The sequence below is a fragment of the Candidatus Babeliales bacterium genome (assembly GCA_040879965.1).
In the GTDB taxonomy this organism is placed as follows: Bacteria; Babelota; Babeliae; order Babelales; family JACPOV01; genus JBBDJI01.
Genome location: JBBDJI010000012.1, coordinates 145,911 through 163,774 on the forward strand (window position 1 = coordinate 145,911; position 17,864 = coordinate 163,774).

The following is a 17,864-nucleotide window of genomic DNA, read 5'->3' on the forward strand; positions in this document are numbered from 1 at the left end:
GAGGTAATCATGATTTTATTTAACTTATTAACGGCACTTTTTATTATAATAACTGTTCTCCTTATTCCGTTGATTCTTGTTCAAAAAGGCAAAGGTAGCATGGGACTTGGTACTATGGGAGGCGGCGCTCAAATGATCTTTGGTGGCTCCGGAGGTCAAGATCTTTTTCAAAAAATAACATGGATTTTTGGTGCTATTTTTATGTTTGGCTCATTAGCTCTTTCTTTAATGAAAACACAGGAATACCGCAGTGCTCGTTATTTAAATAGCTATAAACAGACTACACAAATTCCTCAGCAATAAACCAAAAGAAAACTAAATAAAAATAGCATCTGAGCTTAATCAATGATCGTATCAATTATTGACTGTATTGGGATTAATAGTATTTCATTATGCAGTACAGTAGGTCTATTTTTTATCTTTTTAATACGAACAATCGAAGCCCTTTTTACTAAGAAACTCAATTGGCAAAGATTGCTACATCAAATGGAATGTATTGGCGTTAACTCTTTAGCTATTGTTATTTTAACGGGATCTTTTGCGGGCGCAGTACTTGCTTTTCAAAGTTATATAGGTTTTAAGCGATTTGGCGGAGAAGAATTTATTGGCCCTGTTGTTGCATTAACTATGATGCGCGAACTTGGCCCGGTACTTACTGGGCTCATGGTTGCTGGCAGATCTGGTTCAGCAATGGCAGCTGAAATTGGGACCATGTGCATCACTGAACAAATCGATGCGCTCCGTACCTTGTATATAAATATTTGGCAATATCTTATGGTCCCTCGCATATTAGCAAGTACTATTATTTTACCTTTTTTAAGCCTTTTTGCTATGATATGTGGTACTATTGGCGGATATATTATTGCCGTGTATGTTTTACATCTAAATGGAGAAGAATATATTTCTGGTATAAAAAGATATATTGAGCTAGCTGATGTTATTAATGGATTATTAAAATCAGCAATTTTTGGTTTAATTTTTTCATGGGTTGGTTGCTATCAGGGTTATGCTACTCAGGGTGGTGCTCGTGGAGTTGGTATATCTACTACTCAAGCAGTCGTTATTGGATCAATAATGATTCTTATCGCAAATTATTTTTTAACTGCACTGCTATTCGAATAAAAATTTAATGATTGAATTAATTGATTTAAAAAAGCAATTTAATAATAAATGGATTAGCAACGGAGTTAATCTAAAAATTCCTGAAAATCAGATGACCGTAATTATAGGTAAGTCAGGAGAAGGTAAATCAGTATTACTTAAACAAATAATTGGTCTTGTGCCCCCTACTTCTGGAAAAATAATTATTGAAGGTAAAGATACCGTTCAGATGAATAAATCACAACGCGTAAACATATTTAAAAAATTTGGTTATGTTTTTCAATTTGCAGCATTACTTGATTCATTAAATGTATTTGAAAATATAGGGCTCCAACTTCTGGAAGATATAATACCTAAAAATAAAATACTGGAAATTGTAAAAGAAAAGTTAAAACTTGTTAATTTGCCTTCTGATATTTTATGGAAATATCCATCAGAATTATCAGGTGGCATGCGTAAGCGAGTTGGACTTGCGCGCACTTTAATAACTCAACCACAAACTATCCTGTATGATGAACCAACTACAGGACTTGATCCAATAACAGTGCGAATAATCCATGAACTTATGTATGATATGCAAAAACGATTCAAAATTACTTCTATTGTTGTTTCTCATGATATAGAAATATTTAAATATGCTGATAATGTCGCATTATTACACGAGGGGAAAATACGGTATTTTGGTAATGCAAAAACTATTTGGCAATCTGATAATCCATATGTTTATCAATTTATTCGAGGGCTTTCTGAAGGCCCCATGCAAACTGAAATAGTATCAAAATCAAATTGATTTTAGTTTAATTTAATATATTCACTGATAGATTTTACTTTTCGTATTGTAAGAAAAACAAAAGATTGTTACAATAAATTCTACATTTTCTCCTTTTGTGCTTATAGAAAAATATAATAAGGCAAGACTATGACAATTGAATCTTTCAATGAAGAATTACTCGATCAAATAAAAAATGAAAGTATACGATTTCAATTTTTAAAAGATGAAATCGCTCAAGTTATTGTTGGTAATGACAATATAATTCATTTTATTATTGTCGCTCTTTTATGTAATGGTCACATTTTGCTCGAAGGAGTACCTGGTGTCGCAAAGACCACCACTATAAAAGCTATCACAAATGCTTTAGGATTATTATTTAAACGTATTCAATTTACTCCTGATTTATTACCAGCTGATCTTATTGGTACTTTAATTTACAATCCAAAAACACAGGAATTTGAAACAAAAAAAGGCCCTATCTTTGCTAATCTCGTTTTAGCTGATGAAATTAATAGGACGCCAGCAAAAGTGCAGGCTGCTTTATTAGAAGCTATGGAAGAACAGCAAATTACTATTGGCTCAACTACTTACCAACTTGAAGCACCCTTTTTTGTTTTAGCAACACAAAACCCGATAGAACAAGAAGGTACTTATCGATTACCGGAAGCACAAATTGATCGTTTTATGTTTAAATTAATTGTTGGTTATTTAAATCCAGAACAAGAAAAAGAAATTTTACATAAAACAAATAACTCAAATAATATTAATAAAATATTAGAAAAAGAATCATTGTTTACTGCACAAAAAATAGTAAAGCAAATTTACGTTGATCAAAAAATTATTGATTATCTAATACAAATCGTTTTTGCCACTAGAATTCCTAATCAATATAATTTAAGTCGTCTTAAGCCATATATTGAATACGGAGTTTCTCCCAGAGCAACACTTGCATTATATCGAGCAGCACAAGCACATGCTTTTTTGAAAAAACGACACTTTGTTACTCCTGACGATATTAAAGCGGTATCGCCAGCAATTTTAAGACATAGAATTTCTTTAACGTATGAAGCTGATGCAGATAATGTAACAGTCGACAATATTATACAAGAGGTATTATCGACTATATCAACACCGTAATAGTTAAAAATAATGAAAGCATAGTGCAACTCTAATCATCAGAGAAAATTCCGCTTGACAAAATTTAATACTGAAGGGTATTGTGTGAAATTAATGACTAAAAAAGGAATATTCATGAAACATCCTTTTTGGCTCGCCAATAGTACCCTGTTAATTTTATTGATTTTTATTATTTTTTTTATTGTCTTTTCACGGCCAACTATACCGCCACGTATATCTTTTGAGCCAACCGAAGTAAGACCGCCAAAAAAAGAAATCAGTAAAATTGATGTAAGTAAAATTTATACCAATGATCTTTTTAATACGTACAAACAACCATTGGTTCCTCCTAAAGAACCTGATTTAATAAAACCAATGCCACAGCCTCCTAGCCCTAAGTTTCCAACTATGCCTATAGCGGCTCCACCAAAGTTTTTAGAACCACTCAAAATTAATTTGAGAGGAATTATAGTTGCTACTAATGAACATATGAACATCGCTATCATAGAAGATGTTAAAGAAAAGAAAGCAAAAAATTATAAAGTTGGTGAAACAATTGAAGATGGCCAATTAATTAGAATTTTAAAAAACAAAATTATTTTAATACGATCAAATGGCCAACAAGAAACACTATATGTTAGTAAACATGATGCGCAAATAGAACAGTTACTAATGCCACAAGATAACTGGGGTTCTATTATAAAAAAAATTAGTGCAAATCAATTTGAAATAAATAAAGACTTATTTATTGAACGAGTAAGAACGCTCGCGCAAATCATTGATATGCTTAATCTTACTACTGTTTACAGTCAAGGGAAAAGTATAGGCTGCCGTATTGGAAAGTTAGAAAAGAATTCCCTCGGCCAAGCATTAGGTTTAATGCAAGGGGATATAATTCAAAAAATTAATGATATCCCGGCAACGAATACACCTTCAAGATTTGAAATTTATAAAATTATTCTCAAATTAAATCATAATGATACTATTGTTGTAGAATTATTGCGCAAGAATATGCCTATTACCATGCGATATACTCTTAAAAAAATACAAACAGAACAGGCATCGGTAAAGCTACCAGATAAAGAAGTAATAAGTTTAATAGATGAAAAAAATCAAAAACAAGTTGAAGAAGAAAAAAGAAAAATAAAAACTGAACAGCAACGTTTTGCACCAACAGTAAGAGAATTAGAAAAAAAAGAAAAACAAGATATGCTCAAAATGAGTCAACGCACTGTGTCAAATAGAAGACACGGCCGTGGTATTTTGTCAAGCAATATAGAACAACCATAGAACAAGTGAAAATAGATGAAAACAAAGGGTAATTTTTTTATATTTCTTGTATGCATGTTTTCCCTAATTTGGGAATTCCCTTTATATTCAAGGCAATATAAAAGAAAAAAGCAAGCAATACAAAATACAGAAAATAATATCTCTGCCAATAACGATGATGATTTCAAAATTAAATTTGCTCATATGGAACATAATCCCATGCAAGATATTATATGCAAGCCATGCCTATCGCCTTATCCTTTAACCGCTACCGATGACCCTAATAATTTAATTGAAGTAAATTTAGAAAATACCGATTTAGCAAATTTATTAAATTGGATATCAGATACATTTGAGGTTAATTTTTTAACTGATGATGCCATTCAACCATTGCCCACTGGTGGTAAAACAGTAGCAGGCAATAAAATTACTTTTAAAACACATAAACCACTTACCAAAAAACAAGTATGGAATCTTTTTCTTACTTTTTTAGATTTTTTTGGATTTGGTCTTGTTGAAGGAACTATTCCAAATCTTTATAAAGTAAGACCGACGGCAATAAATGCTCCAGGATCAGTAAATCGTTCACCCTTAGATTCATATATTAATATACATTGGGAAGATTTGCCTGATAATGATACGCACATTCGTTATATATATTTTGTTCGTAATACAACACTTGCCACTATTCAAGGAATCGTTGATGCCTTCAGAAGTACTACTGCAACTTTAAAGCCCTTACAAGATCTTAATGCATTTGTGCTTACCGATAAAGCATCAAATATCCGTTCCTTAATGCAAATTGTTACTGAATTAGATTCCATTGCCTCACCAGAAGCAATGTCAGTTCTCAAGCTAAAAAATGCCGATGCTGAAGATGTAGTAAAGCTTTACAATAATTTAACTAAATTTGAAGATCCTCGTGGCCTTGCTGCTCGAATTTTAGGGCCTAAAAAAACATCCCCTAGTGTATATTTTCCAGAAACAACTCGATTAATTGCAGAACGAAGAAATAATATATTGATTATTCTTGGCGATATAGAAAGCATTAAAAAAGTTGAAGAATTTATTATTAATCATATTGATGTTGAATTAAAAGTTCCTTATTCTCCGCTCTATGTTTATGAATTGCAATATGCAAGTGCTGGTGATATAGCAAGCATATTAACTGATGTTACTCGATTCGCTCAAGGCACTGCAGCTGCCCAAACAGGCGGTGTTCGTGAAGGTGATAAATATTTACAGCCTATGACTTTTAAAGCAGAGCCCTCTGGCAATAGATTATTAATTAAAGCAGAAAAAGAAGATTATCTAAAAGTACGTGATATTATTAAACAATTAGATGTTAGACAACCACAAATAGCTATTGAAGTATTAATTGTAAATGTTATTTCTGCTGATAACAAAGAAATCGGTGTTCAAATCAGAAATAAAAATTCTAATACTATAAACGGTAGTCTTGATTTTCAAACATCTGGTTTTCCATTAGCTGGAGGTAACCGTGCAGCCCCTGTTATCAACCCAACAACTGGCAGTATCATGGCTGATTTGATTCAACTTGCACGAAATCAAACACCTGGCGCTACATTAATTTCAATTTCTAATGCCGCATCTGGTGTATGGGCAATTTTCAAATTATTACAAAACCACGCACATACCAATCTGATATCTAATCCATTCTTGATAACTACGAATAAGTATCAATCTGAAGTTTCCATTGGTGAAACCAGACGTGTAATGACCGGTATTGTTAAAGGTGCTACTGATACTCCGGTATTCGATGATGTTACCGCAAACTTAACGCTTCGCATTACGCCGCAAATAAATACTATTGGTATGATTAATCTAGAGATTAGTATTTCTATTGATAACTTCATTGATACTGCCGATCCAACAAGCGCAAATAGAAATACAAAAACAGTTGTAACTAACGCCAATGTTGGCAATCAGCAGGTACTTGCACTCGGAGGACTTTTAGAAACAGTGCAAAATGAAAGCTTATCAAAAGTACCAATTTTGGGAGATATTCCACTCGTTGGTTGGTTTTTCAAAAATAGAGTTAAAGTTAAAAGAAAAGATAATTTGTTAATATTTATTTCACCAAGAATTGTAGAACCCCGTCTTGCCGGTGGTATCAATCAATATACTAAAGACAAAGCAACAAGCGCTAAAGAAAGTTTATGTGGTTTACGTCATCCAGCAGAAATGCGAGATCCTATTCATAAATGGTTCTTTAACGATGTTATTAATGAAAACACGGAATATGTTGACAATTTCTTGGCAAAACAAAATCCAGAACAATGTATTGATATCCCTGAATCATTATATTGCCAAGAACCTTGCTTGGAAGTATCAAATTGTTGTATTGCGCAAAATGATGAATATGATAACCAATCAACTACAATAGCATTGGAGAATAGTAAACCAAAAAGCAAAAAAAGGTCTATTACCGAACTCGTACCACTTAACAATCAAGAGGTGGTTACATGATTATTGATATTTTTGTACCAGAAAAATTTGGCACTTATTATGTAATTCCTAAGCGAATATTAGGATTTGATCTTTCAAAAACATATGTATATGCTTCTCAACTTTATCTTTCTGGTCAAGAAATTATCTTAGAAAAATTTTATCAGGAGCAATTAGATACCAACCTTACTCGTCCTTATAGTGAACGGGTAAGTGAAGCTATAAAAAAAATAATTGATAAAACTGGCAATTATGATGTTATTAAAACATCTTTATCAAGTTCAGTTGTTATGTTTAAAGAATTACAGCTTCCTTTTAGCAATCCAGAAAAAATCGCTTTAATTATTAATTATGAAGTAGAATCATATCTACCTTTTCCTATTGATACTGCAATTATTGATTTTATCATTACTGAATCTAATGAATCGGAAAATACTGCCGTTGTTATGGTTGCTGCTGTGCAAAAACAATATATTGCCGAGCATTTAAGTTATTTTGAAAGCGCTGGTCTTAATCCTAACAAAGTTACCGTTGATCTTTTTGATTTATATGCACTGTACAAAGAAATTCCATCCTATACTCAAAAAAATGAAACGGTTGCATTAATTGATATAGAATTTAATGTTACGCGAATCGCTTTTATAGCAAAAGGGCAACTTAAATCGATTAGAACATTGCCTAAAGGCATTGTCTCTATCACTAAAAATATCGCTCAATTGCAGGAAATCTCAAATGCACAAGCCTTAGAAGACATTATACGTTTTGGCGTTGAAAGATATGATAGCCCTGATTTTGAAAAATCTATCAAAGAAGCATTTAATAATTATTTTAAAGACATAAAATTTACCTTGCAATCATTTTTAACTCAGGCTTCCTCAGATCAAAAATTTGATCGAATCTTATTGCTGGGCAAAGGAGCAGAAATTAATAAAATTGATAATTTTATATCAAAATCCCTTGATATTCAATGCAATTTATTTGATGGAAATGCGTTAATCAAAATCCCATCAGTAATTTTAAAAAATAGTACTAGAATTCCAAGATCAAATATAATGAGTTTAAGTACCGCTTATCCAAGTACAATAACTGAACATTTTAATTTATTAAAAGAAGAATTTGCACCATCAAAAGCATATGAGTTTAATAAAAAATTCTTGACAGCAATTACTCTTTTATCCTTTATCTTTTTAGCTTTATTTACACATAATTATTTACAACAAAGAAAACTAAAAAAAACAATATCTACTATGGAAAGAGAAGTAATAAGCACCTTAAACCAACAAGATCTTTCTGAAGAAAAAAACTTAAGTAAAGCAATTGAGGAAGCAGAAGATAAGGTAGCAAAAGAAGAAGAACTTTGGTTCGCTTTTTCACGTCAGAGAAGATTTTCTTTTTTGAAAACATTACAAGATTTAAGTATGGCAATTGATCGAAAAAGTACAGGCTTAGATTTAAAAAAGTTAATTATAACACCTAATGAGCTTACTTTTGAAGGCGAAGTAAGAGGTTTTGAAGAATTGAAAGTATTAGAACGAGAATTACGAGAATCAAATCTTTTCCAGACTGTACCAACCCTACAAGAATTAAAGTTTAGTGAAAAATTACTTCTCAAGAAAAATGGAGAAGAATCATAATGATAGTACTTGATCAAATTCGTCAATTTATTCTTAATCTTGATTCTAAGCAGTTTCAACGATATCTTATTATAATTTTAAGTATTATACTTTGTTTAATAGGTATTGTTATTTATCGTTATTATAGTTCAATTTCTTTTTATAAAAAACGCATTTATCAGATTAATCAACAACGCCGAACCGTAAAAGAAATTTTAGAGCGATTTGAAATAGTAAAAAAACAACAAACGGAAGTAAATACACTTCTTGAAAAAGACAGAGACTTTAAAATTGCTGGCTATTTTAATAATGTAATAAATAAGCTAGGGATTTCTCAAAATAAAACGAGAGAGCCTGAAACTTCTTCCGAAGAACTTGATAATGGATACACTGAAATAAAATTATTTGCAAGTTTTTCTAATATGAATATGCAAAGATTAACAGAATTATTGGATACACTTGAACAAAATGAACGAATTTACACCAAAGAAATTGAAGTATACAAGCCTGATCAAGAAGCAACTATAAATATTAATATTCTTATAGCTACGCTTGAACCTAAAACTGAATTAGAATTGACGGAGTAAAGAACTCTATGAAAAAAAATATCTTATTGTTTCTCTTTTTGTTTATTTTTAATTTTTCTTTCGGTCAAGAAGAAATAAAAAAAGAAAATGAACAATCATTAAAAATTAACACTAATCATAGAAAAAAATTTCTTTTTAATTTTACAGACAAACCTTTAGTTGAACTTATTAATGAATTAGCAGCAGAAAAAAAGGTAAATATTGTTTTGCCTCAAGGTGCTCTTGCTATTCAGCCAACTACAAAAGTGACCATGCATTTTCAAAATCCAATGAATATGAAAGATGCTTGGAAACAATTGATGGCCATTCTAGAGCTTGCAGGCTATACTATCGAGCCAGCGGCCAATATGCTGCATGTAAAAAAAATTGATCAAAATATAAACCGAGAACCACTTGATGTTTATATTGATATTCCTTTTAATGAGTTACCTGATACTGCACAAGTAATTAGAGCACTCTTTTACCTTAAAAATTTAAGTTTAAAAGCAAATTGGAATGATCTAAATGCCATGCTTAAAGATATGTTATCACAAACTGCTGATATTCGTGCTGATATAAAAACAAATTCAATTATTTTAACTGATAAGGCAAATAATATTAAAGGAGTAATGAAAATTATCAATGAATTAGATAAAGGTGGCATGAAAGATAGCATTCAAGTATTACCTTTATATTATGTATCGGCACAAGTAATTGATGACCTTTTTAATAAGCAAATGCTTGCACCAAAACAACAACCTACTGCTGGTGCTCCTGCCGTTTCTGATCAAGCCTCATACTTTCCAAAGAACACAAGGGTTTTAGGCATAGAACATACCAACTCTTTAGTAATCATGGGAAGCCCTTATGCTATTGATGCCGTTAAAGATTTTATTTTTAAATATATTGATCGTCCATTAGAATCTGGTGAATCAATTTTACATGTTTACGAATTGCAATACTTAAATGCGCAAGAATTTGCTCCAATTTTACAACAAATGGTTTCTCCAGCTCAAGAAGGACAAGCAGCAGGAAGAGTTGAAACTGGTCCAAAGCAATATTTTAAAGATGTAAGAGTAACAGCTGAGATTACCCGTGAAACTATGGAACGAATAATGCCTACTACTCCAGGTGGCCAAGCGGTAACTGGAGCTCCACAACCAATTACTGAAGGTGCTCGTCTGGGCGGCAATCGTTTAATTATCGCTGCACGCAAAAAAGATTGGCTTCGTATAAAAAAATTAATTGAAGACCTTGATAAGCCGCAACCCCAAGTTGCACTTGAAGTACTTGTTGTTGACGTAATACTGGATAATAATCGGTTACTTGGCCATCAAATGCGTGATACAAAAGGATTCGATCATAGCATTTCTGACAACCTTCATTTTCAAGTAGCTGGTTTAAACCAACCAATTTTAAGTGAAGCTTTTCAAGATGATGGTTTATTGCCAGCTGGTAGCTTGCCCGCAAATGCTTTAATGTCTAATTTATTACGTCCTGGTTCTTTAGGAAATTCAAGTGAAGGTGTACCTCAAAACTTAGCAAATGTTGCTACCCCAGGATCTTTAATTATCTCTTTAGATGATGCTAATTCAAATGGAGTGTGGAGTGTATGGCAAATTTTAAATAGATATATGAATACTACTATCCTCGCGCAACCATTTATTATCACTAAAAATCATAAACAAGCGACCGTAACCATCACTCAACAAAGACTATTAGAAGGTGATGCTGATACTTCTAATGTTGCAGTTAAGGTTAACTTTCAATGGGTAACAGCAGCTCTTACTGTTGATATATTACCGCATATTAGCTCATCTAATAATGTAAATTTGCAAATTACTATTAATGTAAATGAATTTGCGAGTGAAACACAAAATAACAGGATCACTAGATTAATTCAAACAAATGCAAATATTGGTGATAAACAAATATTAGCAATTGGTGGCTTGACTAGAACACAAGAAAGTATTTCCACCGATGAAACACCCTTATTGGGAAAAATTCCAATTTTAGGATGGTTTTTTAAAAGAGAAGTAAAAAATAAAGAAAAGAATAATTTAGTTATTTTTATTTCACCTACCATTATAGAGCCAAAATTAAAAGGTGGTACTGATATGTATACTGATCGCAAGCTAGACCTTGCCAAAGACAATCTTAATGAATATTTAAATTTTGAAAACTTAAAGGATCCAATTACACGATGGTTCTTTAAACCAGATGTTTGTTTAGGTGAAAAAACAATTGCTAAGTATCGAGAAACTACATTGCAAGAATTTGATCAAAATGAAATGATGATGGCAAGAAATAATACTGAAATGGCACCTAAAAATAGTTTTAATCTTGCTGATCAAAGCAAAGAAACGAATGAATTGAAAAAACTAATTGAGCATGAAGAAAATCCACTTCTTACTCAAGCAAATCCTGCGCAAGCTGATCCTCAATCGTGAGAAGCCGATTATATTTTGCAAGTCGTTCGCCACGCATGCAACCTCCTGCTTTAATCTGACCAGCGCTGGAACCAACTGCAAGATCTGCAATGAATGAATCATTAGTTTCTCCTGATCTATGAGAAATAATAATACCAAGATTATATTCTTTACAGAGCTGGATTGATTGTAAGGTTTCAGTAACTGTTCCTACTTGATTTGGTTTAATTATTGCTGCATTAGCAGCTTGGATCATGCTACCTTGATAAATTCTTTCGGGATTTGTTGCAAAAAGATCATCACCAACAATTTGAATTTTATCCCCTAATTTCGCTGTCATTTCAATCCATGCATCCCAATCATCTTCAGCAAATGGGTCTTCTATTGAACAAATTGGATATGACTCGATAAATTTTTCATATAGGTTCTGTAACTCGATTGAATTAAGAGCAGTATCTTTCCATTGATATATTTTTTTATCTATATCATAAAATTGAGATGCTGCTACATCAATCGCAATCTTAAAAACCTCTTTTCCACCTAATTTATTGATTACATTTATTAATAAATCAAATACTTGTGTATCATCTTCAAATAATGGTGCATAACCACCTTCATCACCTATGCAAACCATTTTCTCAATACGATAAACCTCTTCTTTTAATACATGGTTAAATTCTATACCAATTTCTAGGGCTTCGCGAAAACTTCGGGCTCCGACCGGCATAATCATAAATTCTTGAATACGTAATCGATTTCTTGCATGCTTACCACCATTTATAAAGTTAAAAAGAGGAAGCGGCAATAATAATGTTTCTAAATCACATAATTGTGCAATAAGTTCATAAGGTTCGACTTCTAGTAAAATTGCTTGTGCTTTAAGTACTGCTATGCTTACCGCAAGCATGGCATTAGCGCCTAAGTTTTTTTTATAATCAGTTCCATCTAGTTGTAATATTAATTGATCAGTATTCACTACATCAGGTTGTTGACCAATAATAACGGGTGCAATAATTGTTTCAATATTATTAATTGCTTTTTTTACTCCTAAACCCATCAATCGTTTTTCATTATCACGTAATTCATAGGCTTCATATTTTCCTTTTGATAGGCCAGAAGGGACCGATGCGGTTATCAAAATCTCATAATCTAACGTTAAATGACACTCAATTGTTGGTATTCCTCTTGAATCAAAAATTTCATATGCCTGCAATTTAGTTATTTTCACATAATCCCTTTAGAATTTATTAGGATACTTCTTTTTCAATGTATCAATTGTCCTATCTATTCTCAATCAAACTAATTGTATTTAATCAAAACCGTTGCTAAAATCAATCTCTTTTATTAAAATTTTAACTATTATGCAAAAATAAAAAAAAAGGGAATATTATGATCGATATTGGAATCCCAGAAAATAATCGTAAAGAAATAACAATAAAACTTAATGTATTGCTTGCAAATGAATATATTCTTTACACTAAAACATTAAATTATCATTGGAATATTGTTAGTAGAGATTTTGGTGCATTACATAAGTTTTTCGAAAATCAATATGAAGAACTGTTTGATATAATCGATGCTGTTGCTGAACGAGTAAGATCTCTGGGATTTAAAGCATATGGCACTTTAAAAGAATTTATCGAAAATACTACTCTTGCAGAATATCCTGGCAAATACCCTGATGATCGCACTATGATTGAACATCTATTAAAAGACCATGAAACTATTATAAAGCAGTTACGACAAGATGCTGACTTAACAATGGATCTTAATGATATTGGTACCAATAATTTTCTGACCGATATTTTGGAAAAGCATGAAAAAATGGCTTGGATGCTCAGAGCTCATTTAGATTAAATTCAAAAAAAGAGAATTGCATGAAGCTTAATCGGTTTATTTTTTTACTTTCACATTTTATTGTTTTCAATTTTGCACAAGCAGTATTCATCGATCCTGGCGCAAGAAATCTTATTATACTTCTTGATTGGGAACATGAGCAATTAGATTTAAAAAAAGGAAAAGATGCTTTTGATGCGGTTACACAAAGCTTAGTAGCCGCATTAATTGAAAAAGAAAATCCTATACTTGTAAGTATGACTCCTTGGCATAATTTTGTAAAACGAAGAATTATTTTTAATGATTTTATAAATAAACCATTAGATGAATTAGTCAAAAAATATGAATCTGAATTTCATAGCAAGGAATCTTTAACTCAGTTTTACCTTGATAGTCAAGCACTTTTAAAAACAAAAAAAGGCGATGTAAAAATAGAAAATTTTGCCTTATGTTGGGCATTAGATTTTAATCAATCAGATTGGATAATAAAAAAAATTAAAAATTTTTATTTATTAATTCCTAAAAAATATCTAACTATCCTTCATGAAAAACAAAAAATTGAGATTAATACTATTGAAGCTTATAAGCAAAATTTAGATAAAAAAGATTTAGCAGAATTTATAAAAGATTTTGATAACTTCCAATGCAAAGCTCAATTAAATGAAAATGATTTGCTTTTAGGTTTAAAAATTTCAGATAAGGAAACAGTACTGGATCCTTTTAGCTATAAAACAGTTGAAATTAAATCGCAAAGCGATTTTGCACAGGAATTTTTATCAATTTTACCTCAATTATTTGTGACTAAAAGAGATATTCCAAAAACTACCCAATTTGCTTGTTTAAATAGTTGGTATTTATACTTATTAGGTCATGGCCAAAAAGATATTATTGCTCAACTTCCAATAAAGCCGGTTAATTATTTTCAACAATTTTTATTATTTTTGAATAGTAACATAAATACACAGTTTTTATTTTATGATACTTGTAAGATAGGCGGTATTCATTTAAAAATTCCTTATGATCAGGAATGGTCTTACCCGTTAAGAAAGGATACGCCTTTATTAGTTACTTTGACTAAACCTATTGAATTAAATTATATATTAATTGCAAGTTCATTTTTGTATGCACCCACATATACATTATCATTAGAACTAAAATACAATCAGCTATTGCAATCATTCTATGCAAAGGCAATACAAAATTATAATGCTTTTTTTAATTTAGCGCATAACTATCTTGAGCCGAAAACAATTAAAAAATCGATCTCTTTACCTGAAATTATTGAAAAAGTTCATCCATTTGCGCGATTTACAGCTCCTAATTTACAAGTACCAATTATTCGCTTTCCTGGAACTTCTTGGTTTTCAACCATTGAACTTGATAAAAAGCTTTTTAAACTGTCTCAAGTATTGATCGCTACAAGGCAAGCAGAAAACAAACCAATTATAATTAACAATAAAGGTATTATTATTATTGAACCAGAAAATTTTTTTGATGATCTTAAAAATGCTCAGAAGGCAGAAATTTTAACTCAAGTTAAAATTAGCGGTAACAAATTTCCAATATTTATTCCTAATTCAAAAAAGACTTCACATTTTTATTTACAAGAAATTGATGCACGCGATTTTGATTTAAAACAAATTATTGAAGGGTTTTTTAAAATAAGGGAATTAGAGATTCCAATTAGGTATTACATCACAAAACTAACTTGCAAAAATCCTGGTTTTTCCATTTTTAACAAAAAAAATACAATTGAATTATATGATATTGTAATTTCTCATTATGTAGGTAAAAAAAATAGAATTCATTTTAAATTTAATGGAAAAAAATATAAAGCAATTTTAGCGCAAAATCAGTGGAATTTAAAAGAAAATGATATTGAACAAACAGATGAAATGTTCCCACCTTATATATTTAAAATTCAAGAATCAAAGTATAAAGATTTAGTTGATTTATTACAAAAAAAAATAGAGAAACTAGAAAAAAGTAAAGAAAAAATAAAACCAGAAAAGCAAGAAGTTTCTCTTTTACATACAAAAAAATACTTGCCTAAAATTTATACAAAAAAAGTTTCATATCATACTAATAGCTAATTGCTTATTATTTTGATTCTGGCTTTTTAGTAATAATTTTTAATCCATATTCCTTTAATTGCTTATCATCAACTTTGCTCGGTGCATCCATTAAGGGATCATGTCCGCTTGCCATTTTTGGAAATGCAATTACATCACGAATCGATTTGCTATTGGTAAGCAACATTAATAAACGATCTAAGCCAAGAGCGATACCGCCATGTGGCGGAAAACCAAGTTCTTGCGCTTCTAATAAAAAGCCAAATTTTTCTTGGACTTGTTGTTCAGTTAAGCCTAATAAATCAAATATTTTCTTTTGCATTTCAGGCTTATAAATACGCATTGAACCACCGCCTAATTCTACGCCATTTAAAACAATATCATAAGCACGTGCCTTCATTTGATCTGGCTGCAAATCCTCCCAACCTTCTTGCGGAGCAGTAAATGGATGATGAACCGCATCCCACTTGTCAGAATCTTTATCATATTGTAGTAAAGGGAAATCAATAATCCAGCAAAAATTATATATACCTTCTGGAATCATTTGTAATTCTTGTGCAATTTGCACACGCAAACGACCAAGAATTTCCCAAGCACTTTCATATTGCCCTGCTACTAAAAATAAAATATCGCCAGGTATCGCCTTTGGGCATATTGTTTTTATTTGTTCATAAAAATCTTCTGATAAAAACTTTTGTACCGGTGATTCTATTTTGCCGCCTTCTTCAATTTTCATCCATAATAAACCTTTTGCGCCAACTTTTTGTGCCTTTTCTACCCATCTTTCAAGTTCGGAACGAGATAGTTGCTTACCTTGTAAAAGTACACCGCCAACCTTACCACCTTTATCCAACACTGATCGCAAAAATTTTAATTCCGTATTTTCAAATAAAGGGGTAAAATTTGAAATAGTTAGGCTATATCTTAAATCAGGTTTATCAGATCCATATATAGAAAAAGCTTCGTTATATGAAAGCCTTTTAAAAGGTGTATTGAGCGAGATATTGAAGATTTTTTTCATTATTAATGTAAACAATTCTTCAATAAGAGACTGAACATCTTTTTCTTGAATAAATGACATTTCTAAATCAAGTTGAGTAAATTCAGGTTGCCGATCGGCTCTTAAATCTTCATCACGAAAGCACCGCGCAATTTGAAAATAACGCTCTACACCACTTGCCATAAGCAATTGTTTATATAATTGAGGCGATTGTGGCAAAGCATAAAAATAACCCGATTCCATTCGAGACGGAACTAGAAATTCTCGTGCTCCTTCAGGAGTGTTTTTCGTTAAAATCGGTGTTTCAATATCATAAAAACCACGTTGTTGTAAAAATTCACGAATCAAAAAATTTATATCATTACGCAAAGATAATTTCTTTTGCATAGACGGACGACGTAAATCTAAATAACGATATTTTAATCGTAACTCTTCATCAACTTGATCTGCTTCTTCAAGAGAAAACGGTAATGATTTTGCCTTATTTAAGATATCTAACGATAATACTTGAATTTCCCAATGACCAGTTGGCATTTCAGGGTTTGTTGTTTCTTGAGTTCGTTCAATAACCGTTCCCTTAATAGAAATAACATACTCTGATCTTAAAGAATGAGCTAGGCGATGCGCTTCTGGAGAAAAATCAGGATTAAATACAAGCTGAACAACGCCACTCCTGTCTCGTAAATCAATAAAAATTAAGCCGCCATGATCTCTTCTTCGTTGTACCCATCCAGCTAATTTTACTTCTTTATTCAAATATTTTTCATTAATTAATCCACAGCCAGTAGTTCGTTCATAATACTGCATGATTTTGCCCATATTTATAAAATTGTATTCCTTTTTATATATCCCTAATATACCTTAAAAAAAGAACAAGCGTAAGATGAACTCAAAAGAAAAAACTAAAAATATTGTAAAAATATAGACTTTCTCTACAATTTATATTTACTTTTTTGATAATTCTTTAATGAATATTTTTATACTTTTGACAAGCTTCTTTTAATTTGAGGATATATAAAAAAGTTTTCAAATCACATTCTGCATATTTTTTAGTTATATAAACAGGTGATGGCTTAAGCGAATAACAGCAAAAACCAGGAAATCCCATTTCAAAGTCTCTAAGGGTATCATTACTAAGGCTGCTAGAATTTGTATTATATTCCCCTATTTTTAATATTTCATAATTTTTATCAACTTCAATAAAATCTATTTGATTTATAATATGAGAAGATATTACGCTAGTAAAAAAATAATTTTTTGTTTTTTTACTTTTTACTTTAATCATATGATTATTAATAAAAATAATATAATCAGAATTTAAATTAATTTTTTTTACATTTTTCTCTATATCATATTCTCTTTGTTCTTTTACCTGCCAGTTTAAATTAAAATTATAATCTATAATTTTTAATTTTATATCTTCATTTAAAATATTAGTAAGTTTGTTTATACTCTTTTCAAAAAATTTTTCATTTGTTTTTGACTCCATTAAAATAATAGTATCTAAGCAACTTTCTAATAATGTTTTTGGTTGTTTTAATTTAAATATATTTTCTAATTCTGTTGCAATTAAAGGAAAATTAAAAAGAATTAAAAAATACAATAATTTTTTTAGCATTTT

General features: G+C 30.8%; 14 protein-coding genes. 11 read left to right on the plus strand and 3 right to left on the minus strand.

What is annotated here, in order from left to right; translation table 11 throughout:
* The first annotated feature begins 9 nt into the window (after positions 1-9).
* The 9 genes from secG to WDZ41_03120 all read left to right on the plus strand — a co-directional run bounded on the left by secG (position 10) and on the right by WDZ41_03120 (position 11,356).
* The gene (gene secG, locus WDZ41_03080) at positions 10-303 is read left to right on the plus strand and encodes a preprotein translocase subunit SecG (protein MEX0940317.1); all 294 of its coding nucleotides are present in this window, start codon (positions 10-12) and stop codon (positions 301-303) included.
* Between the two features lie 42 nt (positions 304-345).
* Positions 346-1,122, plus strand: a complete 777-nt coding sequence (locus WDZ41_03085; GenBank protein MEX0940318.1) for an ABC transporter permease — start codon at positions 346-348, stop codon at positions 1,120-1,122.
* Positions 1,123-1,129: 7 nt separating this feature from the next.
* The gene (locus WDZ41_03090) at positions 1,130-1,891 is read left to right on the plus strand and encodes an ATP-binding cassette domain-containing protein (protein MEX0940319.1); all 762 of its coding nucleotides are present in this window, start codon (positions 1,130-1,132) and stop codon (positions 1,889-1,891) included.
* 129 nt (positions 1,892-2,020) lie between these two features.
* A complete protein-coding gene (locus WDZ41_03095) occupies positions 2,021-3,010 on the plus strand; it encodes a MoxR family ATPase (GenBank protein MEX0940320.1) in 990 nt (329 codons plus the stop codon).
* Between the two features lie 114 nt (positions 3,011-3,124).
* A complete protein-coding gene (locus WDZ41_03100; GenBank protein MEX0940321.1) occupies positions 3,125-4,279 on the plus strand; it encodes a type II secretion system protein N in 1,155 nt (384 codons plus the stop codon).
* A gap of 54 nt (positions 4,280-4,333) precedes the next feature.
* Positions 4,334-6,748, plus strand: coding sequence for a secretin N-terminal domain-containing protein (locus WDZ41_03105; GenBank protein MEX0940322.1), 2,415 nt, complete (start codon positions 4,334-4,336; stop codon positions 6,746-6,748).
* Positions 6,745-8,361, plus strand: coding sequence for a pilus assembly protein PilM (pilM, locus tag WDZ41_03110; GenBank protein MEX0940323.1), 1,617 nt, complete (start codon positions 6,745-6,747; stop codon positions 8,359-8,361). Before WDZ41_03105 ends, pilM begins: the two co-directional genes overlap by 4 nt.
* On the plus strand, positions 8,361-8,927 hold the full coding sequence (locus WDZ41_03115; GenBank protein ID MEX0940324.1) for a hypothetical protein: 567 nt from the start codon (positions 8,361-8,363) through the stop codon (positions 8,925-8,927). The genes pilM and WDZ41_03115 overlap by 1 nt, the downstream gene beginning before the upstream one ends.
* Before the next feature lie 8 nt (positions 8,928-8,935).
* Positions 8,936-11,356, plus strand: a complete 2,421-nt coding sequence (locus WDZ41_03120) for a secretin N-terminal domain-containing protein (protein MEX0940325.1) — start codon at positions 8,936-8,938, stop codon at positions 11,354-11,356.
* Here the strand turns inward: WDZ41_03120 and eno are convergent.
* Positions 11,316-12,563 carry a phosphopyruvate hydratase gene (eno, locus tag WDZ41_03125; GenBank protein ID MEX0940326.1) on the minus strand — a complete coding sequence of 416 codons (1,248 nt, stop codon included), beginning with the start codon at positions 12,561-12,563 and terminating at the stop codon, positions 11,316-11,318. The two genes, WDZ41_03120 and eno, sit on opposite strands and share 41 nt — an antisense overlap.
* Before the next feature lie 161 nt (positions 12,564-12,724).
* On the opposite strand from eno, the gene WDZ41_03130 reads away from it, so the two are divergent.
* Together WDZ41_03130 and WDZ41_03135 are read left to right on the plus strand one after the other, a co-directional pair.
* On the plus strand, positions 12,725-13,192 hold the full coding sequence (locus tag WDZ41_03130) for a DNA starvation/stationary phase protection protein (GenBank protein ID MEX0940327.1): 468 nt from the start codon (positions 12,725-12,727) through the stop codon (positions 13,190-13,192).
* Positions 13,193-13,212: 20 nt separating this feature from the next.
* Entirely contained in the window at positions 13,213-15,264 is a 2,052-nt protein-coding gene (locus WDZ41_03135) for a hypothetical protein (protein ID MEX0940328.1), read from the plus strand.
* Positions 15,265-15,271: 7 nt separating this feature from the next.
* On the opposite strand, the gene aspS is transcribed toward WDZ41_03135, so the two are convergent.
* On the minus strand, positions 15,272-17,050 hold the full coding sequence (gene aspS, locus WDZ41_03140; protein ID MEX0940329.1) for an aspartate--tRNA ligase: 1,779 nt from the start codon (positions 17,048-17,050) through the stop codon (positions 15,272-15,274).
* A 157-nt stretch (positions 17,051-17,207) separates the two neighbouring features.
* The gene (locus WDZ41_03145) at positions 17,208-17,861 is read right to left on the minus strand and encodes a hypothetical protein (protein MEX0940330.1); all 654 of its coding nucleotides are present in this window, start codon (positions 17,859-17,861) and stop codon (positions 17,208-17,210) included.
* Positions 17,862-17,864: the final 3 nt, after the last annotated feature.